This is a genomic window from Oleiagrimonas soli (assembly GCF_000761445.1).
In the GTDB taxonomy this organism is placed as follows: Bacteria; Pseudomonadota; Gammaproteobacteria; order Xanthomonadales; family Rhodanobacteraceae; genus Oleiagrimonas; species Oleiagrimonas soli.
In genome coordinates, this window is record NZ_KN196470.1 from 2884039 (window position 1) to 2910152 (window position 26114).

Annotated in this window: 23 protein-coding genes and 1 pseudogene; 5 read left to right on the forward strand and 19 right to left on the reverse strand. The window is 66.3% G+C overall.

Annotated elements, in window-relative coordinates; translation table 11 throughout:
• Positions 1 to 6: 6 nt before the first annotated feature.
• The 4 genes from LF63_RS12900 to LF63_RS12915 form a co-directional block, all read right to left on the reverse strand.
• A complete protein-coding gene (locus LF63_RS12900) occupies positions 7 to 1329 on the reverse strand; it encodes an ABC transporter permease (RefSeq protein ID WP_043102401.1) in 1323 nt (440 codons plus the stop codon).
• A gap of 10 nt (positions 1330 to 1339) precedes the next feature.
• Entirely contained in the window at positions 1340 to 2503 is a 1164-nt protein-coding gene (locus LF63_RS12905; RefSeq protein WP_043102404.1) for an ABC transporter permease, read from the reverse strand.
• Between the two features lie 31 nt (positions 2504 to 2534).
• Positions 2535 to 3221 (reverse strand): ABC transporter ATP-binding protein, encoded by a 687-nt coding sequence (locus LF63_RS12910; protein WP_043102407.1) that lies wholly within the window; start codon positions 3219 to 3221, stop codon positions 2535 to 2537.
• Positions 3222 to 3427: 206 nt separating this feature from the next.
• Positions 3428 to 4669 carry an efflux RND transporter periplasmic adaptor subunit gene (locus LF63_RS12915; protein ID WP_043102408.1) on the reverse strand — a complete coding sequence of 414 codons (1242 nt, stop codon included), beginning with the start codon at positions 4667 to 4669 and terminating at the stop codon, positions 3428 to 3430.
• 134 nt (positions 4670 to 4803) lie between these two features.
• Between LF63_RS12915 and LF63_RS12920 the strand changes: the two genes are divergently transcribed.
• Complete coding sequence (locus LF63_RS12920) at positions 4804 to 5493, forward strand: fumarylacetoacetate hydrolase family protein (protein WP_043102411.1); 690 nt, start codon at positions 4804 to 4806, stop codon at positions 5491 to 5493.
• 69 nt (positions 5494 to 5562) lie between these two features.
• Positions 5563 to 5967, forward strand: coding sequence for a large-conductance mechanosensitive channel protein MscL (gene mscL, locus LF63_RS12925; protein WP_043102415.1), 405 nt, complete (start codon positions 5563 to 5565; stop codon positions 5965 to 5967).
• Between the two features lie 55 nt (positions 5968 to 6022).
• Here mscL and LF63_RS12930 read toward each other — a convergent pair whose 3' ends face one another.
• Positions 6023 to 6508 carry a MarR family winged helix-turn-helix transcriptional regulator gene (locus LF63_RS12930; protein ID WP_043102418.1) on the reverse strand — a complete coding sequence of 162 codons (486 nt, stop codon included), beginning with the start codon at positions 6506 to 6508 and terminating at the stop codon, positions 6023 to 6025.
• Positions 6509 to 6592: 84 nt separating this feature from the next.
• On the opposite strand from LF63_RS12930, the gene LF63_RS12935 reads away from it, so the two are divergent.
• A complete protein-coding gene (locus LF63_RS12935; RefSeq protein ID WP_043102421.1) occupies positions 6593 to 7108 on the forward strand; it encodes an O-acetyl-ADP-ribose deacetylase in 516 nt (171 codons plus the stop codon).
• Here the strand turns inward: LF63_RS12935 and LF63_RS12940 are convergent.
• From LF63_RS12940 to LF63_RS12995, 13 genes and pseudogenes are all read right to left on the reverse strand, one after another.
• The gene (locus LF63_RS12940) at positions 7105 to 8445 is read right to left on the reverse strand and encodes a dicarboxylate/amino acid:cation symporter (protein WP_052395086.1); all 1341 of its coding nucleotides are present in this window, start codon (positions 8443 to 8445) and stop codon (positions 7105 to 7107) included. The two genes, LF63_RS12935 and LF63_RS12940, sit on opposite strands and share 4 nt — an antisense overlap.
• Before the next feature lie 60 nt (positions 8446 to 8505).
• Positions 8506 to 8928, reverse strand: a 423-nt coding sequence (locus LF63_RS15330) for a BatD family protein (RefSeq protein ID WP_484549304.1), incomplete at its 5' end; no start/stop codon positions are given.
• Position 8929: 1 nt separating this feature from the next.
• A pseudogene (locus LF63_RS16485) lies at positions 8930 to 10133 on the reverse strand (BatD family protein); the annotation flags it as partial.
• A gap of 26 nt (positions 10134 to 10159) precedes the next feature.
• Positions 10160 to 12112, reverse strand: a complete 1953-nt coding sequence (locus LF63_RS12950) for a VWA domain-containing protein (RefSeq protein WP_043102423.1) — start codon at positions 12110 to 12112, stop codon at positions 10160 to 10162.
• The gene (locus LF63_RS12955; RefSeq protein WP_043102425.1) at positions 12109 to 13092 is read right to left on the reverse strand and encodes a vWA domain-containing protein; all 984 of its coding nucleotides are present in this window, start codon (positions 13090 to 13092) and stop codon (positions 12109 to 12111) included. The genes LF63_RS12950 and LF63_RS12955 overlap by 4 nt, the downstream gene beginning before the upstream one ends.
• Complete coding sequence (locus LF63_RS12960) at positions 13089 to 13559, reverse strand: DUF4381 domain-containing protein (protein WP_043102427.1); 471 nt, start codon at positions 13557 to 13559, stop codon at positions 13089 to 13091. The genes LF63_RS12955 and LF63_RS12960 overlap by 4 nt, the downstream gene beginning before the upstream one ends.
• The gene (locus LF63_RS12965) at positions 13556 to 14494 is read right to left on the reverse strand and encodes a DUF58 domain-containing protein (protein WP_043102430.1); all 939 of its coding nucleotides are present in this window, start codon (positions 14492 to 14494) and stop codon (positions 13556 to 13558) included. The genes LF63_RS12960 and LF63_RS12965 overlap by 4 nt, the downstream gene beginning before the upstream one ends.
• An 8-nt stretch (positions 14495 to 14502) precedes the next feature.
• Positions 14503 to 15498 (reverse strand): AAA family ATPase, encoded by a 996-nt coding sequence (locus LF63_RS12970; RefSeq protein WP_043102433.1) that lies wholly within the window; start codon positions 15496 to 15498, stop codon positions 14503 to 14505.
• 173 nt (positions 15499 to 15671) lie between these two features.
• A complete protein-coding gene (locus LF63_RS12975) occupies positions 15672 to 17849 on the reverse strand; it encodes a type IV pilus secretin PilQ (RefSeq protein ID WP_235205329.1) in 2178 nt (725 codons plus the stop codon).
• A 58-nt stretch (positions 17850 to 17907) separates the two neighbouring features.
• On the reverse strand, positions 17908 to 18411 hold the full coding sequence (locus LF63_RS12980; RefSeq protein WP_235205330.1) for a pilus assembly protein PilP: 504 nt from the start codon (positions 18409 to 18411) through the stop codon (positions 17908 to 17910).
• Positions 18412 to 18428: 17 nt separating this feature from the next.
• Positions 18429 to 19082 (reverse strand): type IV pilus inner membrane component PilO, encoded by a 654-nt coding sequence (locus LF63_RS12985; protein ID WP_043102438.1) that lies wholly within the window; start codon positions 19080 to 19082, stop codon positions 18429 to 18431.
• The gene (locus tag LF63_RS12990) at positions 19079 to 19693 is read right to left on the reverse strand and encodes a PilN domain-containing protein (protein WP_052395090.1); all 615 of its coding nucleotides are present in this window, start codon (positions 19691 to 19693) and stop codon (positions 19079 to 19081) included. Before LF63_RS12990 ends, LF63_RS12985 begins: the two co-directional genes overlap by 4 nt.
• The gene (locus LF63_RS12995; protein ID WP_043102439.1) at positions 19693 to 20751 is read right to left on the reverse strand and encodes a pilus assembly protein PilM; all 1059 of its coding nucleotides are present in this window, start codon (positions 20749 to 20751) and stop codon (positions 19693 to 19695) included. Before LF63_RS12995 ends, LF63_RS12990 begins: the two co-directional genes overlap by 1 nt.
• A gap of 429 nt (positions 20752 to 21180) precedes the next feature.
• Between LF63_RS12995 and LF63_RS13000 the strand changes: the two genes are divergently transcribed.
• Both LF63_RS13000 and LF63_RS13005 read left to right on the forward strand, forming a co-directional pair.
• On the forward strand, positions 21181 to 23709 hold the full coding sequence (locus LF63_RS13000; protein WP_043102442.1) for a penicillin-binding protein 1A: 2529 nt from the start codon (positions 21181 to 21183) through the stop codon (positions 23707 to 23709).
• A 96-nt stretch (positions 23710 to 23805) separates the two neighbouring features.
• On the forward strand, positions 23806 to 24489 hold the full coding sequence (locus LF63_RS13005; protein ID WP_043102445.1) for a hypothetical protein: 684 nt from the start codon (positions 23806 to 23808) through the stop codon (positions 24487 to 24489).
• 100 nt (positions 24490 to 24589) lie between these two features.
• Here the strand turns inward: LF63_RS13005 and LF63_RS13010 are convergent, their stop codons facing one another.
• Positions 24590 to 25882 carry a citrate synthase gene (locus LF63_RS13010; protein WP_043102448.1) on the reverse strand — a complete coding sequence of 431 codons (1293 nt, stop codon included), beginning with the start codon at positions 25880 to 25882 and terminating at the stop codon, positions 24590 to 24592.
• Between the last annotated feature and the right edge of the window lie 232 nt (positions 25883 to 26114).

Below are 26114 nucleotides of genomic sequence, written 5' to 3' on the forward strand. Positions count from 1 at the left end.
ACGCGCCTAGGATTCTCTAAGCGCTGTCGTTACCGGCAGACGCGCCGCGCGCACGGCTGGGAAAAGACCACCGATCAGGCCGATCGCCAGCGCCCACTTCAGGCCGTTCCACAACAGATTCGGCGTGACGCGGAACTGGAACACCACCTGGCTGAAATTTGAACCCAGCGTGGATGCGGTGTAGCCGTTGAAGATCAGCCACGTGACCAGTCCGCCGACAATGCCGCCCAGCGCCGCCAGCAGCAGGGTCTCGAGCATGACCGACACCACCACCGGCACGCTGCGAAAGCCGATCGCGCGCAGCGTCGCGATTTCCCTGGAGCGCGTGGCGACGGCGGCGAACATGGTATTCAGCGCCCCGAACACCGCGCCGATGGCCATGATGATGCCGACGACCAGACCGACGATGCGCAACGTGCGCGTCAGATTCTCCGACTGCTTGGCGAAGTAGGTCCGCGTGGTGCTGACGTCGACCTTCAGTCGCGGGTCACTGCTCAGTGCGGCCTTGAAGGCGTCGAAGGCCGAAGGCGACGTCAGCTTTGCGGTAACCGATTGCACACTGCTGCCGCGGCGATAAGCCGATGCGACCGTCTGCACGTCGCCCCACAATTCGGAGTCATGCGAATCGTGGGCCACGAAGGTGCCGACGACGGTCCATTCCTGCCCGCCCAGCCGCAGGCTGCGCCCGACCTCGAGCCCGGCGAACTGGCGCTGCGCACCCTGCCCGACCACCAGCTCGCGCAACCCCGGCTTGAAACGCCGACCATCGACGATGCGAACGTTCGGACGCAGTTTCCAGGCCTGATCGCCGACCCCGCGAATCTGCACGTTGGCCTCGATGCTGCGGTCGCTCTTCTTGGGCAGATTCGCGACCACCACCACCTCCGGCGATGCAATCGGCTTGCCGGAGGCGTCACGCGCCACGCCTGCCGCCTGGGTGATGACATCGACATTGTCGCGACTCAATACCGAGTTGAGCTCCGCCTGCGAGCCACCGCGCAACACGATCGCGGTGTCGTCGGACCCCGTGCGTTGCAGGGTGCTCTGGAAACCTTCCGCCATCGCCAGCAACGCCACCAGCACGCCGACCACGCCGGCAATACCGATCACGATGACCGAGGAAGCGCCGATGCGTTGACGCAGCGTACTCAAGCCGACCTGCGTCACGGAAAGCGTGCGCCGACCACTGCGCGCCAGCGCCAGCCACAGTAGTACCAGCACGCCCAGGACCACGGCACCGATCCAGGGCATCGCCGCCCAGACGGCCACCGCCACCATCAGCCCTGCGAACAGGCCGATATTGACCAGAAATCGCTTGAAGGTGCTCATCCTGTTCTCCTCAACGCCCAGCCAGCGCATCGACGATATTCAGGCGCATACCGCGCAGCGCCGGCAGAACGCCGACCAGCAGCCCGATCACGATCATCAACGCCATGCCCGTCATCCACGTCGAAAGTCCCAGCGACGGCAGATTCACCAGACCGCCGCTGCCCTTGGTGACCAGCGGCCCGAGCGCCGCCGCGATGCCGAGTCCGATCAGGCCGCCGAGCACGAGCAGCAGCACCGCCTCGGCCAGCACCATCATCAGCACGCTGCCGCGCGAGAAGCCGATGGTCTTCAGCACCGCCAGCTCCGACGTGCGCTCGCGCACGGCCTGCGCCATCGTGTTGCCGGCCAGCAGAACCAGCGTGAAGAACACCGCGCCCATGATGCCGACCACGATCAGTCCGATGTTGCCGATCTGCTTGGCGAACGAGGCCTGGAAGGCCTGCTCGGTCTGCGTCTTGGTCTCGTTCGGCGAATTGGCCGAGAGCGCGTCGATACGGTTGGCGACCTGATCCGCCTGCGACGGGTCGGACAGCTCGTCGATGTACCAGCCGACGGTGCCCTGACCGTATGCATTGGCCTCATTGAAGTAGGTCCAATGGAAGAACAGCGCCTGATCCAGGCCGTTGGCCGCATCCTTGCTCACGTCGAAGATGCCGACGATGTCCATGGGCCAGGTCTTGTCGCCGTTCTTCTGCGGAAAGATGGTCGACTGCAGCGGAATCTTGTCGCCGATCTTCCAGCCGTAGCGCTTCGCCAGCGTGCGCCCGACCACGGCCCCGGTGCGGGTCGCATCGAACGCCTTGCGTTGCGCGGGTGCCAGCTCGATCTCGGGGTACAAGTCCAGGTACTCTGGACTGATCGCATAGCTGAAGACGAAGTTCTTCGGATCCTGGTAGATGCCGCCGAACCAGTTGGCATAGCCGACCTTGCGTACGCCGGGTATGGCGGCGATACGGTTCTGCAACGCCTGTGGCAACGGTTGGATGATGGAATAGCGCGAAGAAGTGACCAGACGTCGCGCCCCGACCGCACTGGTGCTGCCGGTCTCGAACGCGGTGCGGACCGAATCGAGCATGCCGAACAGCAGGAACGCAGCCACGATCGAGACGATCGTCAGAATCGTACGCGTCTTGCGCCGGAACAGCGCGGCCCAGATCAGATGCAGATACTTCATGCGAAGCCTCCCGCGGAAGATGCCGCGATGCTCAGACCGTGGCCTGTTCGACCAGCATGCCCTTGTCCAGATGCAGCACGTGATCGGCGTACTCGGCCGCCTTGGGATCGTGCGTGACCATCACGATGGTCTTGCCGTGCTCGCGGTTGAGCGTGCGCAGCAGCCCCAAAACATCCTCGGCCGACTCGCGGTCCAGATCACCCGTCGGTTCGTCGCAAACCAGCAGGGTCGGGTCCGAGACGATGGCCCGTGCGATCGCCACGCGCTGCTGCTGGCCGCCGGACAGTTCGGATGGCTTGTGCGTCACGCGCTCCTCCAGACCGACCAGCTTGAGGGCGATGCCCGCATTGCGCTTGCGCTGCGCCGCCGACAGCTTGGTGAGCAGCAGCGGCAACTCGACGTTGCGCTGCGCGGTCAGCATCGGCATGAGGTTGTAGAACTGGAAGATGAAACCCACGTTCGAGGCCCGCCAGCGGGCCAATGCACCGGCGCCGAGCTGATCGATGCGCTTGTCGCCGACCGTGATACTGCCTCCGGTCGGCACGTCCAGCCCGCCGATCAGATTCAGCAGCGTGGTCTTGCCCGAACCGGACGGCCCCATCAAGGCCAGAAAGTCGCCTTCCGCCACCTGCAGATCGATGTGGTGCAGCACCTCGACCTTCTGTTTGCCGCGCGTGTAGGTCTTGCTGACGTCGCGGATATCGATCAACGTTGCCATGATGTCTCCCCTCGCAGCGGTTGTCCCGCATGAACGGCGTGTCGGTCCTGGCCGCCCCTGCCTTCGACGCGGCGCACCCATGCGATGCCGCCGCGAAAATCCGTCCCCTGAGCAGTCTTGCACAGCATGTCCGGGCGGCGCTGTCTGACAAAGGGTCGATGGTCAAGCATTGCGGATGACAGCTGTCACTCCACCGCGCCCGGCGTTCAGGAGCGCGGCGACGCCATCCGCACCCGATCGCCGTCGTGCAGCGTCGGCGGCGGCCGATCAACGACGCGATCGCCGACGGACACGCCTTGCGGCAATCGACGCAGGTCGCCATATAGTTGCTTCGCCGGCGCGACCGTGCGAAGCCGGGCACGACCGTCCTCGATCACGAACACGGCGGGATGTCCGTCGTGCTCGATGATGGCGGTAGTCGGCACCAGCACGCCCTTCGGCGCCTCTCCCACCGGCGCTGCGCGCTTCTCCAGGAACGACACGCGCACGCCCATGTCCGGGATGATGCGCGCGTCCTTGCGCTCCAGCGCCACGCGAACCTTCACCGTGGCCTTGCCGCGGTCGGCGGCCGGCACGATGGCAATGACGTGCGCGGGAATGCGCCAGTCCGGATAGGCATCCAGCACCGCTTCCGCCGGCATGCCCGCCTTGACGCGGCCGATGTAGGACTCGTTGACGTCGACATCGACCTCCAGCGAATCCATGTCCACGATGGTGCCGACGCCGGTGCGCGTGAATCCTCCCCCCGCGGCGGCCGGGGCGATGATCTCTCCGACCTGCGCGGTCTTCTGCGTGACCACGCCGGTGAAAGGCGCACGCACGACGGTGTAGTCGTAGTTGACCTGCGCCACACGCACCTGCGCCTGCGCGGCCTTGGCCTGTTTGCGCTGCGCGTTCAGCTGAGCGCGCAAGGTGGCCACCTTGGTGCGCGCTTGCTCGGCAAGCTGTTTGGAAACCAGCCCCTGCGCGACCAGCTCATTCTGCCGCGCCATGTCCCGATCCGCCTGGCGAAGCTCGGCCTGCGTCTGCAGCGTCTGCGCCTGCGCCGCTTGCGCACTGGCCTCGGTGGCATGCAGTTGGGCGGACTGCGCGCTATCCTCCAGTCGCGCCAGCACCTGCCCATTCTTCACATGGTCGCCTTCTTCGATCAGTACCTCGGTCAGGGTGCCGACGATCTGTGCCGACACCGTGGCCTGTCGCTGCGCGGTCACGTATCCGGTTGCCTGCAGCACGGCCTGCCCGTTTTGCGTGGCGGACGCCGGTGCCGACGCCGTGGCCGCGGTCACCTCGACAGGGCCTCGCGCGAACAACATCCAGGCGCCGGCGACGAGCGCGACCAGCACGACGCCAGCAGCAACCAGCCAAAGCCAGCGGCGGCCGTGTTCGTCGTGATCGTCGCGCTGCGCATGATCGATGCGCAGTTCTTTCAGTAGATCGCCGTGGTCCACGCTACGCTCCCCGTCGCCCGACGTGTACGCCTGCAAGCATGCCCCACCTGCCGTGCGACCGGAAGCGTCAGGCATCAGATGGCGCCCATGACAGCTGTCATTCGCTACCCTGTGGCTTTCCCCGGAGCTTCGCCATGTCCCACGTCTTCGAACCCGCCGCACCCACCAGCCTGCCGGTATACGGCGGCAGCGACGCGCGCTTTCCGTTGCGCCGCATCTTCTGCATCGGCCGCAACTACGCCGATCATGCCAAGGAAATGGGCGCCAGCGTCGACCGCGCACAGCCGGTGTTCTTCACCAAGCCGGCCGACGCCGTCGTGACGGACGGCGCCGACACGCCCTACCCGTCCGCCACCTCGGATCTGCACCACGAGGTGGAAATGGTGGTGGCGCTGGCCCGCGGGGGTCGCGATCTCGACGTGGACGCCGCCCAGGCCGCCATCTTCGGCTACGGTGTCGGCCTCGACCTGACCCGCCGCGACCTGCAAGCCCGGGCCAAGGAAAAGGGCCTGCCGTGGGACGTGGCCAAGGCCTTCGACCATTCCGCTCCGGTGTCCGCCCTGCGTCCGACCGCGGACGGCGCACCCGACGCACGAACCGTGCTGCGCCTCGACGTCAACGGCGAAACGCGCCAGCAGACCACGCTCGAAGCCATGCTGTGGAGCACGCCCGAGATCATCGTCGAACTGTCGCGCCTGTTCGAGCTGAAGGCCGGCGATCTGATCTTCACCGGCACGCCCGCTGGCGTGGCTGCGCTGCAGCGAGGCGACCGAGTGCGCGCGACACTCGGCGACATCGCCACGCTGGAAACGCGCATCGTCTGACCTGCCCGCAGCCCCCGTGACTGGGGTACATTGTCGGCATAAGGGGATCACACCGCAGAGGGGAAGCACATGGGCATGATGAGCGAGTTCAAGGAATTTGCCGTCAAGGGCAACGTCGTGGACATGGCCGTCGGCATCGTCATCGGCGGCGCGTTCGGCACCATCGTCAAGTCGCTGGTCAGCGACGTGATCATGCCGCCGGTCGGCCTCATCACGGGCGGCATCGATTTTTCCAACCTCAAATGGGTGCTGCACGCGGCCGCCGCCGACGGCAAGGGCGAAGTGGCGATCCACTACGGCACCTTCATCAACAACGTCATCAGTTTCCTGATCGTCGCCTTCAGCATCTTCATGGTCATCCGCGTGATGAACCGGCTCAAGCGCAAGGAAGAGGAAAAGCCGGCCGAACCGGCCGCGCCGCCCGCCGACGTGCAGTTGCTGACCGAAATCCGCGATCTGCTGAAGAAGTCGTGATCGCCGTGCTCCGCCGGCGGCCATGGAGGCGCCGGCGGATTCGCATCGGCTACAGCTAACGGCCCTGCTGCGCGCTCGGCAGGACCGCCGCGTCGGCCTCCGCGCCGCCATCGAGCGCCTGCAGGTTCTCCTTGATCCGCGTCAGCACGTCGATCATGTGCTGCAGATCCTGCATGTCGATGTCGCGGGTGGCGTCCTCGCGCAGACCGTGCGCGATTTCCTCCATGTCCTCGGCCACGGCGTTGGCGCGCTCGGTCGGGTACAGCCGCCAGCAGCGGCGGTCGTTGGGATCGGCGCGCCGTTCGACGAAACCGGCCGCCTGCAGACGATCGATCACGCGACCGACGGCGATGGCCTCCATCTCCAGGAATTCGGCCAACTCGCTCTGACGGATGCCCTGCCGCAGATGCAGGCACTTCAGCGCACGCCACTGGGCGCGTGTGAGATTGAAGCGTGTCGCCCGACGATCGAAATGCTTGCGGAAAAGCAGCGTGACGTCGTTGAGCAAGTAGCCGATGGACATGTCGCGGATGGTCGTCATAGTCGAACTGGCAGCTGTACGATTTCGCTGGGTTTAGTCTACGACATTGACGTCCCACGCGTTTCATCCACGCCACGAGGATGCATGAAACTGTCCAGCCGCCGCATCGACATCACCACGCTGGCCGTCGACGCCATCGTTAACGCCGCCAATCCGACGCTGCTCGGTGGCGGTGGCGTGGACGGCGCGATTCACCGCGCCGCCGGACCGGCCCTGCTGGCGGCGTGCCGCCAACTTCCGGAAATCCGGCCCGGCGTGCGCTGCCCGACCGGCGAAGCCCGCATCACCCCCGGCTTTGCATTACCGGCAACGTACGTGGTCCACACCGTCGGCCCGGTCTGGCACGGCGGCGACCGCGGCGAAGCCGAACGGCTGGCCGACTGCTACCGCCACAGCCTGCAGCTCGCGCTGGAACACGGGCTGCGCAGCCTCGCCTTCCCGGCCATCAGCTGCGGCGTCTACGGCTATCCCGTCGACGCAGCGGCACGCGTTGCCGTGCGCACCCTGCGCGAAACCGGCGCAGGACGGGAGATCGACATTCTGCTGTGCAGCTTCGATGCCGCCGCCGACGCGGCCTGGACTCGGGCACTGGCGGACTAGTCGCCGTCGGCCGCTTCCAGAGCCGCACCGGCAACCTCGCTTGCCGGCTCGACGTCCTCGCCGCGTGCGATCACGACCGCCGCGGCCAGATCGCCGGTCACGTTCAGCGCGGTGCGCGACATGTCCAGCAGGCGATCGATGCCCAGCACCAGGCCGATACCTTCGGGCGGAATCCCGAACATGCCCAGGATCATCGCGATCACCGGCAGCGAACCGCCCGGCACGCCGGCCGCGCCGACGCCGCCAAGCACGCAGATCAGCAGCACCAGCGACTGCTGCGCGAACGACAGGTCGACACCGAAGAACTGCGCTAGGAACAGCACCGTGACGCCTTCGTACAACGCCGTGCCGTTCATGTTCGCCGTCGCCCCGAGCGTGCACACGAAGCGGCTGATGCGACGCGGCACCCCGAGCCGGCGTTCGGCCGCCTGCAGGGTCGTCGGCAGCGTGGCGCTGCTGGACGAAGTCGAGAACGCCGTCACCATCGCGGTTTCCGCGCCGCGGAAGAAGCGCCCCATCGGCATGCCGCCGAGATAGCGCACCAGCAGCGGCAGCACCACGAAACACTGCAGCACCAGCGCCAGCAGCACCACGCCGACATAGCGCGCCAGCTGCAGCAGCACGTCCCAACCCAGCCGCGCCGTCAGCGTGAACAACAGCGCCGCCACCGCGTAGGGCGCGATGCGGATCACCCATTCGATCAGCTTCAGGCTGATGTCGTACACGCCCTGCATCGCGCCGACGAACGTGCGCGTGCCTTCGCTGCGCACCACCGCGGCGGCAATGCCGAACATCAGCGCGAAGAACATCAGCCCCAGCAGATTGCCGTCGGCAGCCGCGCGCACCGGATTCAGCGGCACGATGCCCAGCAGCATCTCGCGCGCCGAAATCGCTTCGCGGCGGGCCGCGATTTCGCTGGCGCGATGCCCTGCCTCGGCCAGCAGCTTCTCGCCGACGTCGTGCGGCACGCCCTGCCCGGGCTGGAACACGTTCACCAGGATCAGTCCGATGGTGACCGCGATGGCGGTCACGCCGAGAATCCACAGCAGGGTCTTCAGTCCCACGCGTCCGAGCGAGCGCGGATCGCCGATCTCCACCACGCCCAGCACCAGCGCCGAGAACACCAGCGGCACCACCAGCATGAACAGCAGACGCAGGAACAGGTCGCCGACCGGCTGCGTGACGTAGCCGATCAAGGTCTGCAGCCAGCCCGCGTCCTGCGCGAAGGCATAGCAGGCCAGACCGGCCAACGCGCCGACGATGAAGCCGATCAGCATCTGGGTGTGCAACGGCAGGCCGCGGCGGCTTGCCTTCGTTCCGTTACCGGCACTCGACATCGGGTCACTCCGTCAGCATCTGCCGACCGAGTCTACCCGTTGCGACGCCGCGAAGGGACGTCAGGTCGAAGGCGGATACAGCGGCGGCAGCGGCTCTTGCGGCGACGCCGCGGACGGCTTGCGCCAGACGAACCCGGAACGGAAAGCCTCCGCCAGAGCCGCGCACGGATCCTGCGCTGCATCGATCGCTGCGGCGTAACGACGTTGCTGCAGCCGCGCGATGGCCTCGATCTGATCGGAATCGGCCAGCTGCTCCGAAACGTCCTGAAGATGCCGCACGCCGTCACGCTCCGCCTGCGCCCAGGCCAGCAAGGCACGACCCGTGGCGTGCGGATCGCCGCCGCGCGCCGCCAACAGGAAGGCGTTGCGCAAGGTGCGAGCCCGGCCGCTACGCGCCTGCGCCGCGGCCGTCCCGGCCCGATGCGCCGCCGATCGCCGCCGCCACGCCAGCCACCCGAACGTCGCCAGGCTCAGAATCCACAGNGTGGTGTGCCGGCGCTGGCTGCGGCCACCGGCGCCCGGGGTGCCGACGGTGGCGCCGCGCCATTGCCGCTCGCCGCCGTCACGGTCAGGCTGTGCGCGGGGATCGTCGCCGTCTCCTCCCTGTCGGCATCGACATTCCACCAGCGCAACGTGATCGCCGGGATCTGCAGCGTGCCGGCGCGATTCGGCACGATGGCGAAACTGCGCGAACGCGATCCGGTGATCCACTGACCGTTGTTGCGGCTGACGTCCTGCGTCTGATCCGGATACACATCCGCCCCGGATATCGCCGGCAGCGTGGGCTCGGGCAGCATCTCGGCGGGCAGTCCCGTGGCGCCTTCCTGCAGCGTCACGGTGACCGGCTCGCCGACCTGCACCGTGCCGCTGGCCGGCAGTCCGCTGAGGTTGATCTCCACCTGTTTGGCGGGCAGCCACGGTCCCTTGCCGGAACTCGCCGGGCGCGGTGTCACGTTCAAAGTCAGCGTCTTCGACTCCGCGCCGACCGCGTGCGCCGTGCCGAAGAAATCGCCCATGCCGGAGCTGTCCACGGTGCGTCCGCGGAATACCACCGGCGGAATCTGCAGCGTGCCCGCATGCTGCGGAATGATCGCGTAGTGCCGTTCGATCACGCCGTACATGCGCCCGCCGCGCTGCGCCTGATACCGCTGATCGCGCCCGAGCGTCTGCACCTGCGCACCGTCGGCGCTGGGCGGACTGAGGTTGCCATCCAGCATCGAGGCGACGTAGTAGAGCTTCACGTCGAGCGCCACCTGTTGACCGACATAGGGCGTCTGCGAACTGACCGTGACCTCGAGGAAGGCGGGATCGCCCGCATGGCCGACGCCTTGCTTCGGCGCGTCGGCGACCTGCAAGGTCAGCGGCTTCGTTTGCTGTCCGCCCACATCCAGCGCGGGAATCTGCAAAGTGCCGGCATGCAGGGGACGCAGCGTGATCGACAGCACCGAGCGGGACTGGATGCGACCGTTTTCCTCGAGCTCGCTGGAACCGTTGAACTGCCCCAGAACCTGGAAATCCTTGCCCAGCGCCGACAGATCCGGCATCGGGATCGCATCGCCGCCATCGCGGCTCAGGTTCAGCGTCACCGTATCGCCCAGCGTCGCATGATGGCGATCCAGGGACGCCGTGACGCCGCTCGCCGCCGCCGTCGCGCTGAACAGCAGCGCCAGCAGGAGACACCCGCTCATGATGAGTTTTGCCGATCGGTTCACGCTCAATCACTCCCGTCCGTATCGTCCTGCCCGCCGAGGTCGCCGCGCTGCTGGCGACGCTGGTACTCCAGCAGGAATTTGCGGCGCAGTAACCCGCCGGGGTCGTCCGGCACCCGTTGCAGCGCCTGCTGCATGGCCTGGGGCAGCGGATGGCTCTGTCCGGAGGCCTGCTCCGGCTGCGCGCCCAGCGCGTAGGCCTTCTGCGAGCCACGGGACGACTTGCTCAGTTGCGCGTCCATGCGTTGCTTGAGCGCCTGCTGCGCCTTCTGCTCGGCCTGCTTGTCCGCAGCTGTCGGCGCCTTGGCCTTCTGCGCCTGATCGGACGTCTGCCCGCGCTGATCCGGCTGCTGCGTGGTTTGATCCGGGCGCTGCGCGTCCGCCGCGCCGCCATGCTGTTCGCCCTGTCCGGACTTGCGATCCCCACGCGTTGCATCCTGCGAGGACTTGCCGTTCTGCGAAGCGGACTTGCCGGCTTCGGACGGTTTCGCCGCACCCTTGCGTTGCCCGTTCTGTCCTGGCTTGGGCGCGGCTTGCCCCCCCTGGCCGCCGTGCCCGTCTTGTTCGCGCTGCTCGCCCTGGCCGTTGCCCTGCTTCCTGCGCTGCTGGCGCAGCCAGTCCTGCACCGCCGTGCGGTTGGCGCGCGCATCGGCCAGCTTGGGGTCGGCCGCCAACGCCTGATCGTAGGCCTTGATCGCCTCCTCGTAGCGATGCATGTGCACGAGAGCGTTGCCGCGGTTGTAGAGGTTCTGCGCGCCCTTTGCCTGCGCGAAGGCCTGCGCCGCGGTGCGGTAGTCGCCAGCGCGATAGGCCGCCGTGCCGCGCAGGGCGGGATCGTGCGCCAGTTGCTGGGCCTTGCGCGCATGTCCGTCGGCCAGCGCCTTGGCGGCCTGCTGATCGCGCGTGTGCCAGGCATCCTGCCAACCGGAAGCACGCGCCGGCGGCGACCACCACGAAACGATCAGCAGCGGCAGCATCCACAGCACGCCGCGCCGGAATCCGAGCGCCGCCAGCAGCAGCACCGGCAGCAGCAGCCAGGCGCCACGGTCACGCCAGGCATCGGACTGCCGATGGCTGTCGCGCGCACCCGAGCGCATGCGTAACTGGGTCGCCAGCGCGCGGACGTCCGCGCTGTCATTCCGCATCGGCACATAACGACCGCCACCGGCCTCGGCCACGGCCCGCAACGAGGCATCGTCGCGCACGGCCATCAGCGTCCGTCCGCCGGCGCCGCGCTCGAAGCCGCCGCTGGCCTGTGGCACCGGAGCGCCTTTGGTCGTGCCGACGCCGAGTACCGATACCCGCATGCCGGCCTTGCGCGCCGCGCGTGCGGCGTCGACGGCGGAGGCATCGGCGTGGTCGTCGATCACCACGATGGAGCCGTCGTGCACGCCCGCGCCCTGCAACAGCCGGGTCGCGCGACGAATCGCGCTGGCCATGTTGTCGCCCTGCACCGGCATCACGTCCGGCGCCAGCGCGTCGAGCAGTTCGCCGAGCGCGTCGGCGTCGGACGTCAAGGGCGCGACCGTGAACGATTCGCCGGCATAGGCGATCAGGGCATTCTGTCCGGCGGCATTGGCCTGCAGCAATGCATGGATCTTGTAGCGCACGCGCGTCATGCGGTCCGGAGTCATGTCCGCGGCCAGCATGCGCTGGGAGAGCGATACGGCGACCACCTGCGCGCGCTGGTTCATGAACACCGGCTGCGGGCTGCGCTCCCACGTCGGCCCGGCCATCGCCAGCGTGCCCAGCGTCCACGCCCCCAGCACCGCCAGCTGCAGACCGATGCGTCGCCGCGCGCCGCCTTCCAGCAGATGCGGCAACAGCGCCGCATCGACCAGGCGTCGCAACGAGGCGCCTTCGCCGCCGCGACGCAGCCACCAGGCGATCGCCGGCAGTGCCAGCAGCCCCAGCAGCCACCACGGACGCAGGAAGTGAAAAGCGTGCCACGCACTCATGTCGTCGCCTCCCGTCGCCACGACGGTCCACTCCAACCCAGCAAGGCGAGCAGCAGCGCCGCCGCCAGCGGCCATGGATACAGCGGTTCGCGCGGACGACGCATCAGGTTGCCCTTCAGGGTCGGCTCCAGCGCGTCGATCGCGCGGTAGGCCTGCGCCAACTCGCGCGTGTCGGTGGCGCGATAGAATTTGCCGCCGGTCATCTCGGCGATGCTGCGCAGCGCATCCTCGTCCAGTCCCTGCCCGCCCATCGGGTTGCCGAACAGGTCCAGTGGTCCGTTGTCCACGGCGCCGATACCGATGGTGTAGATGCGCACCCCGGCCTTCTTGGCGATCCGCGCGGCATCCATCGGCGCGATGCTGCCGGCGTTGTTCACGCCGTCCGTGAGCAGCACCAGCACGCGATCGTCGCCCGGCAACTTGCGCAGACGCCGCACCGCTACCGCGATGGCGTCACCGATCGCGGTGTTGCGACCCGCCAGACCGACGGCGACGTCCCGCAGTTGCGCGCGCACAGCGTCCAGATCGTAGGTCAGCGGCGTGACCAGATAGGCCCGCGTGCCGAACAGGATCAGTCCGACCTGATCGCCGGCGCGGCGGTCGATGAAGTCGCCGACGATCGCGCGCACGGCGCCGAAGCGACTCACCGGAACGTCGCCCAGCTGCATGTCGCGCAGGCTCATGCTGCCGGACATGTCCACCGCCAGCATCACGCCACGGCCGGAGCGCTCCAGCGGCTGCGGCGGGCCGATCCACTGCGGTCGCGCCGCGGCCGCCAGCAGGCAGCACCACATCAGCGTCCACAGCAACCCGCGACCGCGCAACATCGCGCTGCCGCGCGGTGACTGCGCCAGCAACGAGGAAAGATCGCGATGCGGCAAACGCAACGCACGACTCGGCGCATGCGGCGGCAGCCAGCGGCGGCACAGCCACGGCAGCGGCAGCAACAGGAACAACCATGGCCAGGCGAAATCGATCATGCCGAGCGCTCCGTCAGCACATGACGCAGCCACGCCTCGGCCGCATGCAACGTCGCTTCGGCATCGAACTGCGGCGCCGGCCGATACGCGAGGTCATGCAGCGACAGCAGCGGCGCAACATCCGCCCCGCGCGGCGCATGCGCCGTCAGGAAGGCACGCCAGGCCTCGCCCTGCATGGATGCCGCTGCCGCATCGCGTTGTATCGCCGCGCGGCGCAGCCACTGCGAAAGCTGTCCCGCCAGCCAGGCGAGACCTTCCTGCGGATAGCGCGCACGCATCTCGCCCAGCGCGTCGCGCACCGCTTTCCAGCGAAGACGCCCGCGCCGTTTGCGTCGCGCGTACCAGACCAGGACGACCATTGCCGCAAGCACACAGGCGAGCAGCACCCACCAGCCGTATGCCGGCGGCCACCAGGACGGCGGCGGCGGCGGGTGAATATCGCGCAGCTTCGGTCCGGGGGCGATCATGTCTGCTTGGCTCCCAGCGATATGCCAAGCAGCTGCGCCACCGCGGTCATGGGCTCGTCCTGCGTCTCGATTCGCCGGCACGGCAGCTGCAGTTCCCGCGCCAGCATCTGTAGCCGGTGGGGCGCGCGACCGAGCGTTTCGCGAAACTTCACTCGCGCGGCCTGCTGCTGCAGATCGAGCGTTCGCACCACGCTTTGCCACGCGATCGGATAGCGGCCCGCCGGGGCCAGCGCGCTTTCCAGCGCGTCGGCCACGACCAGCACACGCACGGCGGCATGACGACGCAAAGCGACCAGCGCTGCACGCGTCTCCGCATCGAGGCTTGCGCCGTCACTGATCAATAGCACCTGACTGCCGTTGCGCACCAGCCGCGACACGCGCTGCAAGGCCGCCGAAAGCGACTCCCGACCATCTTCCGCATGCGTCGACTGCGTTTCGCACAAGGCATGCATAATCGCGAAGGCGCCGCGGCTCCCGGCCTGCGGGCGCGCCACGCGACGCGCACTCCCGAACGCCGCCAAGCCGACCCGCATGTTCGTTGCGATGCCAAGCCAGGCCGCCAGCGCAGCGGCGCGCGCGGCCTGCACGGACTTGAAGCGACGGCGCGTGCCGAAGCGCAGCGTCGCGTTCGTGTCCAGCAGCACCATCAGGCTCCGCTCGCGCTCCTCCTGGAAGAGTTTCGTGTGCAGCTTGCCGCTGCGCGCAGTGAGCCGCCAATCCAGTCTGCGAATGTCGTCGCCGTGCTGATAGGCGCGCGATTCGCGATAGTCCATGCCGCGGCCGCGCACGGTCGTGACGTGTCCACCGGAGCGCACGGCGTGCACGCGATCCACGGGCGGCGCCAGGCGACGCGGCAATTGCCGGCGCAATGCGAGCAGCTCCGCCAGGGAGATCCGCGTGATCCCGTCCTGTGCCGCAGACTGTTGCGCGTCCATCGGCACGCTCACGGCAGCGGCACGCGCTCCAGCACACGCGTGATCACGTCATCGGGTTTCACGCCGGCGGCCTCGGCCTCGTAGCCGATCAGCACCCGGTGCCGCAGCACGTTGTGCGCCACGGCATGCACGTCCTCGGGCAGCACGTAGTCCCGCGCCTGCAGCCAGGCATGCACGCGCGCGCAACGATCGAGCGCAATCGTGCCGCGCGGGCTCGCGCCCCACTCGATCCAGCCGGCCAGCTCCGGGTCGTAGCGCCCTGCGTCGCGCGTGGTCAGGATCAGTTCGGTCAGGTAGCGTTCCAGCGCCGGCGCCATGTGCACATCCAACGCGGCGCGACGAGCCGCGAAGACATCGTCCTGATGCAGCAGGTGCTTGACCGGCGCCGGCGTCGACATCGCCTCGCGACTGTTCGCGCGCGCCAGCTCCAGAATGGCCTGTTCGGCCTCGGCATCGGGATAGCCGATGGTGACGTGCATGAGGAAGCGGTCGAGCTGGGCCTCGGGCAGCGCGAAGGTGCCCTCGTGCTCGATGGGATTCTGCGTGGCCATCACCAGGAACAGCGGCGGCAGGGGCCAACTGCGCTGGCCAATGGTGATCTGCCGCTCCGCCATCGCTTCGAGCAGGGCGGACTGCACCTTCGCCGGTGCACGATTGACCTCGTCGGCGAGCACGATGTTGTGGAACAGCGGCCCGCGCTCGAATTCGAAGCTTCCGCTCTGCGGCCGGAAGATGTCGGTGCCGGTAAGGTCCGCGGGCAGCAGATCAGGCGTGAACTGCACCCGATGGAAATCGGCTTCGATGCGCGCCGCCAGCGCCTTGATCGCCGTGGTCTTGGCCAGCCCGGGCGCGCCCTCGACCAGCAGATGACCGTCCGCCAGCAGTGCGATGAGCAGGCTCTCGACCAAGGCGGGTTGCCCGATGATGGCGTGCTTCAGATCCTCGCGCAGCGTGGCGAAAGCCTGCTGCAACGGCATTTGCTGACGGGTCTCGCTCTCACTCATGACGGGCATCGGCCCCCTGGCTAGGACGGAAGAATTTGGATCGCATGTCGGGCCGGTCACAGGCTTCGACACCGCTTTGGGACAGCGATCGACGCTCAAAGTTTAGCGAGCGTGTCCTGCGCAAACGAAAAGGCGGCCGGATGGCCGCCTTTTCGAGGATCATGCAACGCCGTTCAGCGTCCGGTCTCGCTGAGAATCTTCGGGGTTACGAAGATCAGCAGCTCGGCCTTGTTGTTGGAATGATTGCGCGAACGGAACAGGTAACCGAGGATCGGGATATCGCCCAGTCCCGGCACCTTCGCCACGTTGTTGTTCTTGGTGATTTCGTAGATACCGCCCAGGACCACGGTCTGACCGTTGTCGACCAGCACCGACGTGTTGATCTCGCGCGTGTCGATCTGCGGAACCTGGCCACCGCCCGGGCTCGCGACGAAACCGGCCAGCGCATCCTTCTTCACGTTGATCTTCAGGTACACGCGCTTGTCGGAGGTGATCGTCGGCGTGACCTTCAGCTCCAGCACGGCATCCTTGAACTGGACCGTGGCCGTGCCCGCGCCGCCACTGCCGCCGGCACCGGAGTTCTGGAACGTCACGTAACCGATTTCCTGACCCTGGCGGATCACCGCTTCCTGCTGATTGGCCGTGATCACGCGGGGACTGGAGATGATCTCCGTCTGCCCTTCACTCTGCGCGGCGCTCAGCTCCAGATCCAGCAGGTAGTTCGAGCCGAGAATGGCGACGCCGAGGCTACCGGTCGGATTCGTGGTCAGCGGCAGGTTCACGTTGAAACCATTGGTGCCGCTGCTGCTCAGACCAGGAACTGCAACATTCGTGGTCCGATTACCCGTGGCGGTATCCACGGCGTTTGCACCGTCCGCACCCAGCGAAAGCGTATTGCCATTGTTGTTCTTGACGCCGAACGCGCCCCACTTCACGCCCAGATCCCGGGTGAAGTTGTCGGTGGCCGCAACGATGCGCGATTCGATCAGCACCTGCTTGACCGGGCGATCGAGGACGCTGACCAGATTGCGGATGTCCTTGATCTTTTCAGGCGTATCGTTGATCAACAGCGTATTGGTGCGCTGATCGTAGGAAACGCTTCCACGCGGCGACAGGAATCCGCGGCTAGCGCTCGCGCCTCCCGCCGCCGAACCGCCACCCGAACTTTGCAGACTCTTCTGCGTCAACAGCTGCGCGATCTCGGAGGCCTTGCCGTAATTGATCGGAATGTAGGCCGTGACCAGCTCCGCCTGCGCTTCGGACTTCAGTCGAGCCTCGGCCAGATCCTGCTCGTACTTGGCGATCTGCTCCTGCGGCGCGATCCACACAACATTGCCGTTGCGGCGCTTGTCCAGACCCTTGGCCCGCATGATGACGTCCAGCGCCTGATCCCACGGCACGTTCACCAGGCGCACTGTCACGCTGCCGCCCACACTGTCGGCGGCCACGATATTCAGGCCGGAGACCTGCGCCAGCAGGTTCAGCGCCGAGCGCACCGGAATGTTCTGGAAGTTGAAGGTGACGCGCTTGCCGGAATAGACCGGCTCCTGTCCTGGCTGAGGCTTGTCCGACTTGTCCGCCTTCTTCGGCGTGATGTCGACCACGTACTGATCGTTGGTCTGATAGGCCGACGTATCGACATTGCCGTTGACCTGCAGCACCATCTGCCCGCCGCTCGGCGTGGACTGGGTGCTCATACTCTGCACCGGCGTGGCAAAGTCCGTGACGTCCATCGTCTTGGCGAACTTCGCCGGTACGATGACGTTGTTCATCTGCACCGTGACGCGACCGTCTTCCTGCTGCAGATTGACGTCGGCGCCCGTGCCGCTGAACGTGATCAGCACCTTGCCGCCGCCGTTGGCGCCGCGTCGGAAGTCGACATTGGAAACCTGTGCGGCATCGGCCGACTGGACCTGCTTGCTGGGATCCGTGGCGGCCGTCGTGTCGCTGGTATCCGCTTCGCCGCCGTTGCCGACCGTGAGCACGAGGCTGTCGCCGTCGACCTTGGCGTGATAGCTCGCCGCGCGGAACAGTTCCACCACGACGCGCGTGCGATTGCCGGCGGACACCACCGAGTAGCCCGACGTGGCACCGGTGCCGACATCGAAGTGACGCTGGCTGACGCCATTGCTGATGCCGTCCAGATCCACGGCAATGCGCGGAGGGGTGCTGGTGGTGAAGATTTTCGGCTCCGGCGGGGCGCCATCGAACTGCATGTTCAATTGCACGCTGCCGCCTGGAAGCGTCTGGTAGCTGACGTTCTTCAGCGTGCTGGTCGCCCAGGCGGAACCGGCGAAGCCGAATGCCAGCATGGACAGCAGCGCGAGAACGCTGTTACGGAAGGCAAACATGGCCCGGCCTCGACGATGCATAGTTGTGGTCATCATGTACATCACCCCCGATGGGTCTTCATTGCTCGTCGAGCGCCATGCTCGCCTTGCGTTCCATCCAGCCGCCGGTCCCATTCGGTACCAGCTCGACAAGATCGACATGATCCTCGGCAATGTCCGTGATACGGCCATAGTTCTGTCCCATGTAGTCATTTACGTGCACTGGATGAATGACCCCACCGGGATCCTTGATCAGGGCTTCCATCGTGCCGCCCTGACCGATCGTGCCAACCATCTTCAGGCTGTCCAGCGCAAACGATTCGAGCGGCTGGCGCGGACGATTCTGGTCCGGACGCGGCCCGGAAGACGCCTTGTTGGCGTTTTCGTTCGGACTCGGCGCGAACGGATCGCGCAACGCCTGGTCCTTGTATTCAAAGCTTTCGAACGTCTTGATGACCGGCAGCGGCGGCAGGGGCGCGCCCTTCTTCGCCTTCTCCTGCGCAACCCATCGATGCAGGTCCGAGGTACCGCGCGTGCAACCGCCCAGGACCAGCAGGGAAGTCAGCAGCAGCAACAGACGCATGGTGTTCGTACGCATGCTCATTTGCCCCTCCCGCGCATCTTGCCGTTGACGTTGTCCGTGTCCTCATCGTCGAGATAACGATAGGTCTTGACCGTCCCTTCCAGCGTCAGTCGGCCGTTCGTGGCCACGCCGTTCGGCCCGGCCTTCTCCGGCTTGAGCGAAACGTTGTGCATGGTCAGGATCACCACGCGCGGCAGCGATGCCACGCCGCTGATGAACGTGCCGAACTGATGGTACGTACCGCTCATCTTCAGCTGGATCGGCTTCTCGGCGTAGAAGTCCTGCTTGGACTCCGCGCCCGGTGCGAACACGTCGACCTGAAGACCGGAGGCAAGCGCCGTTTGCGAGATATCGACGAGCAGAGCCGGCATTTCCGTCTTGCTCGGCAACTGCCGCAGCATCTGCCGCAGCATGTCCTGCATGTCGCTCAACTGCTTGCGCAGCGCCTCCAGATTGACCGCCTTGGCCTGCTTGCTCTGGAACTCCGTGCGCAACGTCATTTCCTTGCGCTGGAGCTGCTGCAGCTGATCCTGTTGATCGCTGGTATAGAAGTACCAACCGGCAAGAACGATCACGGCCAGCAGCAACACGATGAAGAAGATCTTGACCGACTTCGGCCAGCCGCCGATGTTGTTGCGATCGAGATTGCGGAGATCGTCAAAGAAACTCATTTCTTCGCACCTCCCTTGCTCGCACCGCCGACAGGCGTGCCACTGCCATCATTCGCATCGCCCTCGGACTTCGGCTTGACCATCTTCATGCTCAGGTTGAACACGTACGGCATGCGCGTGTCCCCACCCTTGTTTTCGGTCCGACCGAGTTCGATCTGACTCATCCACGGCGACTGTTCGAGGTTGCGCATGTACTCGGCCACGCTGGCGTTCGACTGCGCCACACCCGTCAGCTTCAGTTGATCGCCCTGCTGCTCCAGGCTGGTCAGACGCACGCTGGGCGGGATCGTCTTCACCAGTTCGTCGAACAGATGCACCATCTTCGAGCGGTCGGCCTGCAGCTTCTCGATGATCCGCTTGCGGGCCAGCAGGTGATCGCGCACCTTCTCCAGATTCTTGATCTGCGCGATGCGCTGATCGAGCTGCCGGATCTGACCCGTGAGGTAGGCGTTGCGCTCGTTCTGGTTGCTGATGCGCATGTTCATCCACATCGCCCACAGGATCACGATCGCGATGCCGACGACGGCGGCGAGACCCAGGTGCGTGAAGAACTCGCGTTCGCGTTGCTTGCGCCGTTCGGCGCGCCAGGGAAGCAGGTTAATGCGCGCCATCAGTCGAAACTCCTCATGGCGAGGCCCGCGGCGATCATCAGCGAGGGCGCATCCGCCGCCAGCTGCTGCGCCTGGGAGCGCGAAGCGATCGACATCTGCGCCAGCGGATTGGCGACCATGCACGGCACGCCGAGCTGGTCCTCCACCATTTCGCTGACGCCGGCGATGCCGCCCGAGCCGCCGGCCAGGACCACCTGGTCGATCTTGCTGTATTCGCTACCGGCGAAGAAGAACTGCAGCAGACGACTGATCTGCTGCACCATCGATTCCTTGAACGGCTCCAGCGCTTCCTGCTCGTAGGTATCGGGCAGGCCGCCCTGGCGCTTGGCGCGCCCGGCTTCCTCGTAGGAAAGGCCGTAGCGCCGCATGATCTCGTCGGTCAGCTGCTTGCCGCCGAAGACCTGCTCGCGCGAGTAGATGGTGCGCTGGTTCTTCATCACCGCCAGCGTGGTCATGGTGGCGCCGACGTCGACCACGGCCACCAGCGCGTCGCGCGCGACCGAAAGCTGGTCGGCGATCAGCGTGAAGGCGTTCTCCATCGCGAAGGCTTCGACGTCGATCACCTTGGCGGTCAGACCGCCCAGATCGAGCGCGGCGACGCGCATATCGACGTTCTCTGTGCGCGAGGCGGCGAGCAGGATGTTGCTCATCTCCGGGTTGTCGCGCACCGGCCCGATCTTCTCGAAGTCGAGACTGACTTCCTCGATCGGGTACGGGATGTACTGGTTGGCCTCGACCTGGACCTGGCCTTCGAGATCTTCCTCGGAGAGATCCGATGCCATCGGGATCACCTTGGTGATCACTGCCGATCCGGCCACGGCCGCCGCGGCGAAGCGTGTCTTGGTGCCCGACCGCGCCAATGCGCGACGCACGGCGTCACCAACCGCCTCGACCTCGACGATGTTCTTTTCCACCACCGCATTCGGAGGCAACGGCTCGACCGCGTAGTGTTCCACGCGGTAGCGGCCACCCGATCGGCTCAGCTGCAGCAGCTTGACCGCGGTGGAACTGATGTCGACGCCGATCAGCGGCGGCTTCTTGGGAGTGAACAGACTCACGTTTCCCCCTTCCCCATGCGCCCTTAGGAGCGAAATGTGCGCAACGGCATTAAATATGAATTTTAACAGCTTGGCAACAGGGCATTAATTCTCTCCGAACCTGCCCTGCTCTCCACCTTTCCGGTGCCTGACGAACGCGTTTTGCCGCTGCGCGACCGCCGTTTCCGTGCGCCGGGCAAACATCCTAGCGGCAAATTCAGGTAAGTCGACAACTTTGTGCCGTATCCATGTGGCGCGCGGCGCAAAGTCGTGACGCATCGCACGTCGCGAGCGGCATTCCGTGACCCACGCCGCACCATCCGGCCGTCTTCCCCGCAAGCGTGCGCGAGTGCGCAAGCGCACAAACGGCTTGAACACGCATGCGCCCGGCGCTCTATACTCGGACTCTTGCGTGACCCCGATTCCGTTTTCAGCCAAGTTTCCTATTCCATGCCAATCATCAAGCGTCTGCTCCGCTACGCACTGATCCTCGCGCTGGCGGGCACTCTGCTGGGGGCCATCGCCATCGGCGTCGCCTACTGGCTCATCTCGCCGCGTCTGCCTTCGGTCGATTCGCTCAAGGACGTGCAGATGCAGGTTCCGCTGCGCGTGCTCAGCGCCGACGGCAAGCTGATCGCCGAATTCGGCGAGATGCGCCGACTGCCGGTCAAGATCGACAACGTGCCCGCGCGCCTCAAGCATGCCGTGCTCGCGGCCGAGGATGACGACTTCTATCACCACGGCGGCGTGGACTGGACCGGCACGCTGCGCGCGGCCATCCATGTCGTGCTGAGCGGCGGCAAGAAGACCCAGGGCGGTTCGACCATCACTCAGCAGGTGGCGCGCAACTTCTTCCTCAGTTCGCAGAAAACCTACACCCGCAAGATCACCGAGATCTTCACCGCCTTCCGCATCGAGCACGAGCTGACCAAGGACGAAATCCTGCAGCTGTATCTCAACAAGATGTTCCTCGGTCACCGCACCTACGGCGTCGGCGCCGCGGCGCAGTACTACTACGGCAAGACGCTCGACCAGCTGACCATCGCCGAATGCGCGATGATCGCCTCGACCTTCCAGCGTCCGTCCGTGGTCAACCCGACCGATCATCAGCGCCTCGGCCACGCGCGCCGCGATTACGTGCTCGGCCGCATGCTGGCGAACAACTTCATCACCAAGGCGCAGTACGAGGAAGCCCTCGCCACGCCGCTGCACGCTGCTCCGCATGAACTGCCGATCGCCGCGCATGCGCCGTACCTGGCCGAGATGGTGCGCCAGGCCGCGTTGGACAAGCTGGGCAACGCCGCGCTGACGGACGGCTACGTCATCCACACCACGATCCGCGCGCAAGACCAGGCCGACGCCGTCGCTGCGGTGCGCAAGGGTCTGCTGGAATACGACCGTCGCCATGGCTACCGCGGCCCCGAGGCGCACGTGCAGCTGCCGCCGCAGGCACAGGCGTCCGACTACGCGAAGATACTCGCCCACTATCACGATGTCGGCGGTCTGAAGCCGGCGCTGGTCGTCACCAGCGGCAACGACGATGCCCGTCTCGTGCTCGACGACGGCCGCAACGTGCAGTTGAAGCTGGACGCCGTAGCCTGGGCGCAGAAATACCTGAAGCCGCGCTATCGCGGCCCGAAGCCCAAGCATGTCGACGACGTGCTCAAGCCCGGCGACATCGTGCGCCTGCGCAAGGACGACAAGGGCCAGTGGCAGCTGGCACAGATCCCCGCGGCGCAGAGCGGCCTGGTTTCGCTCAATCCCGACGACGGCGCGGTGCTTGCGCTGGTCGGCGGCTTCAGCTTCCAGCGCAGCAAGTTCAATCGCGCCCTGATGACCGGCAGCGGCCGTCAGCCCGGCTCCAGCTTCAAGCCGTTCATCTACTCGGCCGCGTTCGAGCACGGCTTCACGCCGGCGACCATCATCAACGATGCGCCCGTGGTGCTGCCGGATCCGTCCAAGCCCAACGGCCAGTGGACGCCGTCCAACGACGACGGCAAATTCGACGGACCGATCCGTCTGCGCACGGCGCTGATCAAGTCCAAGAACCTGGTCTCGGTCCGCCTGCTGGACACGCTGGGCCTGCAGTTCGCGCGCCAGTACGCGCTGCGCTTCGGCTTCGACCCCGACGCGGTGCCCGACAACCTGTCGATGGCGCTGGGCACGGCCTCGGTCTCGCCGATGACCATGGCGCGCGCCTACGCCGTGTTCGCCAACGGCGGCTTCCTGGTCGAACCGTACTTCATCCAGGAAATCGACAACCGCGACGGCCAGACGATCTACAAGGCCAATCCGTTGCGCGCGTGCCGTGACTGTCAGGCGCGCCTACTGCAGAGCAGCGACGCCAGCGACACCCTGCCGCCAGCGCCGTCCAGCTCGGTCGCTGCCGCCGCGTCGTACGCAGGCACCGACGGCCTGCTGCCGTTGCAGCCGATCGCCTCGAGCAGCAGCCCGCAACCGGCCGAAGCTTCCAGCACGGCCGAACCGCGCCTGGCGCCGCGCGTCATCAACATCCGCAACGACTACCTCACGACGTCGTTGATGAAGGACGTGATCCTGCACGGCACCGGCATCGCCGCACGCGCTCTGAACCGGCCGGACCTGGCCGGCAAGACCGGCACCACCAACGAACACCGCGACGCCTGGTTCTGCGGCTTCAACGACAAGGTGGTGACCACGGTCTGGGTCGGCTTCGACAACTTCTCGACACTGGGCTACGAGTTCGGCGCCACCGCCGCGCTACCGATCTGGATGGACTACATGGGCGCCGCGCTGAAGGGCACGCCCGAATCCGCGCTGCCGCGTCCGCCGGGCATCACCAGCCTGCTGATCAACCGCAATACCGGCCTGCCGACCACCGCCGACGATCCGGACGCGATGCCGGAAATCTTCAAGGTCGAGGACGTGCCGCACCTGCAGGAACTGGCGCGCAAGGCCAAGCAGGATCAGAACCAGAAGCACGCCTACGACATCTTCTGATGCGTCGTCGCGCCGCCCTCGCGGCGGCGCGATCTGCCGGGTATCGCAAATCGCCCAGCTCGGTTAGGCTGTACCCGGACGTACGGAGTGCACGCCATGGCCCGAGGTCAGCATCACCGCATACACGCCCAGGATCGCCTGCACCGCAACCGTCAGCGCGTCGCCCAGGAAGCGGCCCGCCTGATGAGCGAACACGGCATCCGCGACTTCCACCACGCCAAGCTCAAGGCCGCCGAACGCATGGGGGTCGACGACGAACAGGCGCTGCCGCGAAACCGCGAGATCGAACAGGCGCTGCGCGAACGCCAGCGCATCTTCCACGGTCACGAACAACCGCAGGCGCTGCGTCGCCGCCGCGAGGCCGCGCGCGAAGCCATGGGTTTCCTCGCCCGCTTCGAGCCGCGCCTGGTCGGCGCCGTGCTGGACGGCACCGCGGACAGCCACTCCGCGGTCTGCCTGCACCTGTTCTGCGACGAACCCGAGGCGGTGCCACGCTTCCTGGAAGAACGCGGCATTCCCTACGAGGTGCAGAGCCGACGCCTGCGCGAAACACGCGAGCGTTCGGGCGACTATCCGGTCTATCTGTTCCGCGCCGAGGAACTGCCGTTCGACCTCACCGTGTTTCCGCGCGACGCCCTGCGCCAGGCGCCGCTGGGACGCATCGACGAGCGGCCGATGGAACGCGCCTCGCTGAGCGTCGTCGACGACCTGTTGACCGCACCGGACAGCAGCAACGACCAGGATTTCGAGGACATGCTGACCAACGCGCTCGGCCGCTGAACGCCCCAAGAATCACACGCCCGCCTTCACGCGGAACCAAAAGAAAACGCCCCGGCATGCGGGGCGTTTTCTTTGTCGTGTGCGGCGCGAGCCGTGAAACTCAACGCTTGCCCATCGCCACGTAGTCACGCGGCGTGGCGCCGGTGTAGACCTGACGCGGACGACCGATGCGCGAGCCCGGGGTCTCGTGATGCTCGATCCAGTGCGAGATCCAGCCGGCGGTGCGGGCGATGGCAAACATGACCGTGAACATCTCGGTCGGGATGCCCAGCGCCTTGTAGATGATGCCGGAGTAGAAGTCGACGTTCGGGTACAGCTTGCGCTCGACGAAGTACTCGTCCTTCAGCGCCGCCTCTTCCAGCTTCATCGCCACGTCCAGCAGCGGATCGGACACGCCCAGGGCATCCAGCACCTCGTGGCAGGTCTTGCGGATGATCTTGGCGCGCGGATCGAAGTTCTTGTACACGCGGTGGCCGAAGCCCATCAGGCGGAAGCTGTCGTTCTTGTCCTTGGCGCGCTTGACGGCGCTCTCGACGTTGTCCGGCGTGCCGATCTCTTCCAGCATCTTCAGCACGGCCTCGTTGGCGCCGCCGTGCGCCGGTCCCCACAGCGCGGCGATGCCGGCGGCGACGGAGGCGTACGGATTGGCGCCGGTCGAGCCGACCAGGCGCACGGTCGAGGTCGAGGCGTTCTGCTCGTGATCGGCGTGCAGGATGAACAGCAGGTCCAGCGCCTTGGCGGCGACCGGGTTCATCTCCAGCGGCTCGCTCGGCACCTCGAACATCTGGTGCAGGAAGCGGTCGCAGTATTCGAGGTTGTTGCGCGGATAACGGAACGGCCAGCCGATGGAATAGCGATAGCAGGCGGCGGCGATGGTCGGCATTTTAGCGATCAGGCGGATGGCCGCCATCTTGCGCTGCTCGGGATCCTCGATGTCCAGGTCGTCGTGATAGAACGCCGACAGGGAGGCGATCGCGCTGCACAGCATGGCCATCGGGTGCGCGTCGTGATGGAAGCCGCGGAAGAAGTGCTTCTGCGACTCGTGCATCATCGAGTGATGCGTGACGTGATGCTCGAAGGTCTTGAATTCGCCTTCGCTCGGCAGCTCGCCGTTGAGCAGCAGGTAGGCCACTTCCAGAAAGCTGGAATTCTCGGCCAGCTGCTCGATCGGGTAACCGCGATACAACAGCACGCCCTTGTCGCCGTCGATGTAGGTGATCGCGCTCTTGGTGCTCGCGGTGGCGGCGAAGCCAGGGTCGAAAGTGAAGTGGCCGGTGCTCTTGTACAACGACGAAATGTCGATGCAGGACGGGCCCAGGGTGGGCTCGACCAGCGGAAGTTCGATACTGGTGCTGGTGCTGTCGTCGGTCAGCTTCACGGTCTTGTCAGACACGGCGTACTCCTTGGTATGCGGTCCCGGCGTGATCGCGTGGCGGCGCCGGTGGGGACGTGAGATCAACAAGCGCGGCAAGCCGGCATAAGAGGCTTGCCATCCGGGCCACGGCGTGCCCGTTATCTCCCCATTATGTCACAAGACGCTTGCGTACGGATGCGACACCGCGGCGCAGGCGATGGGGAAACGCCGGCTCGAAGCACGCGAAAAGCCGCGGCTTCCGGAGAAACCG

What these genes read in the sequence shown, in the direction of transcription:
- LF63_RS12900 (WP_043102401.1), bottom strand. Translation starts at nt 1,329, where the DNA reads ATGAGCACCTTCAAGCGATTTCTGGTCAATATCGGCCTGTTCGCAGGG.
- LF63_RS12905 (WP_043102404.1), bottom strand. Translation starts at nt 2,503, where the DNA reads ATGAAGTATCTGCATCTGATCTGGGCCGCGCTGTTCCGGCGCAAGACG.
- LF63_RS12910 (WP_043102407.1), bottom strand. Translation starts at nt 3,221, where the DNA reads ATGGCAACGTTGATCGATATCCGCGACGTCAGCAAGACCTACACGCGC.
- LF63_RS12920 (WP_043102411.1), top strand. Translation starts at nt 4,804, where the DNA reads ATGTCCCACGTCTTCGAACCCGCCGCACCCACCAGCCTGCCGGTATAC.
- mscL (WP_043102415.1), top strand. Translation starts at nt 5,563, where the DNA reads ATGGGCATGATGAGCGAGTTCAAGGAATTTGCCGTCAAGGGCAACGTC.
- LF63_RS12930 (WP_043102418.1), bottom strand. Translation starts at nt 6,508, where the DNA reads ATGACGACCATCCGCGACATGTCCATCGGCTACTTGCTCAACGACGTC.
- LF63_RS12935 (WP_043102421.1), top strand. Translation starts at nt 6,593, where the DNA reads ATGAAACTGTCCAGCCGCCGCATCGACATCACCACGCTGGCCGTCGAC.
- LF63_RS12940 (WP_052395086.1), bottom strand. Translation starts at nt 8,445, where the DNA reads ATGTCGAGTGCCGGTAACGGAACGAAGGCAAGCCGCCGCGGCCTGCCG.
- LF63_RS12950 (WP_043102423.1), bottom strand. Translation starts at nt 12,112, where the DNA reads ATGAGTGCGTGGCACGCTTTTCACTTCCTGCGTCCGTGGTGGCTGCTG.
- LF63_RS12955 (WP_043102425.1), bottom strand. Translation starts at nt 13,092, where the DNA reads ATGATCGATTTCGCCTGGCCATGGTTGTTCCTGTTGCTGCCGCTGCCG.
- LF63_RS12960 (WP_043102427.1), bottom strand. Translation starts at nt 13,559, where the DNA reads ATGATCGCCCCCGGACCGAAGCTGCGCGATATTCACCCGCCGCCGCCG.
- LF63_RS12965 (WP_043102430.1), bottom strand. Translation starts at nt 14,494, where the DNA reads ATGGACGCGCAACAGTCTGCGGCACAGGACGGGATCACGCGGATCTCC.
- LF63_RS12970 (WP_043102433.1), bottom strand. Translation starts at nt 15,498, where the DNA reads ATGAGTGAGAGCGAGACCCGTCAGCAAATGCCGTTGCAGCAGGCTTTC.
- LF63_RS12975 (WP_235205329.1), bottom strand. Translation starts at nt 17,849, where the DNA reads ATGTTTGCCTTCCGTAACAGCGTTCTCGCGCTGCTGTCCATGCTGGCA.
- LF63_RS12980 (WP_235205330.1), bottom strand. Translation starts at nt 18,411, where the DNA reads ATGCGTCTGTTGCTGCTGCTGACTTCCCTGCTGGTCCTGGGCGGTTGC.
- LF63_RS12985 (WP_043102438.1), bottom strand. Translation starts at nt 19,082, where the DNA reads ATGAGTTTCTTTGACGATCTCCGCAATCTCGATCGCAACAACATCGGC.
- LF63_RS12990 (WP_052395090.1), bottom strand. Translation starts at nt 19,693, where the DNA reads ATGGCGCGCATTAACCTGCTTCCCTGGCGCGCCGAACGGCGCAAGCAA.
- LF63_RS13000 (WP_043102442.1), top strand. Translation starts at nt 21,181, where the DNA reads ATGCCAATCATCAAGCGTCTGCTCCGCTACGCACTGATCCTCGCGCTG.
- LF63_RS13005 (WP_043102445.1), top strand. Translation starts at nt 23,806, where the DNA reads ATGGCCCGAGGTCAGCATCACCGCATACACGCCCAGGATCGCCTGCAC.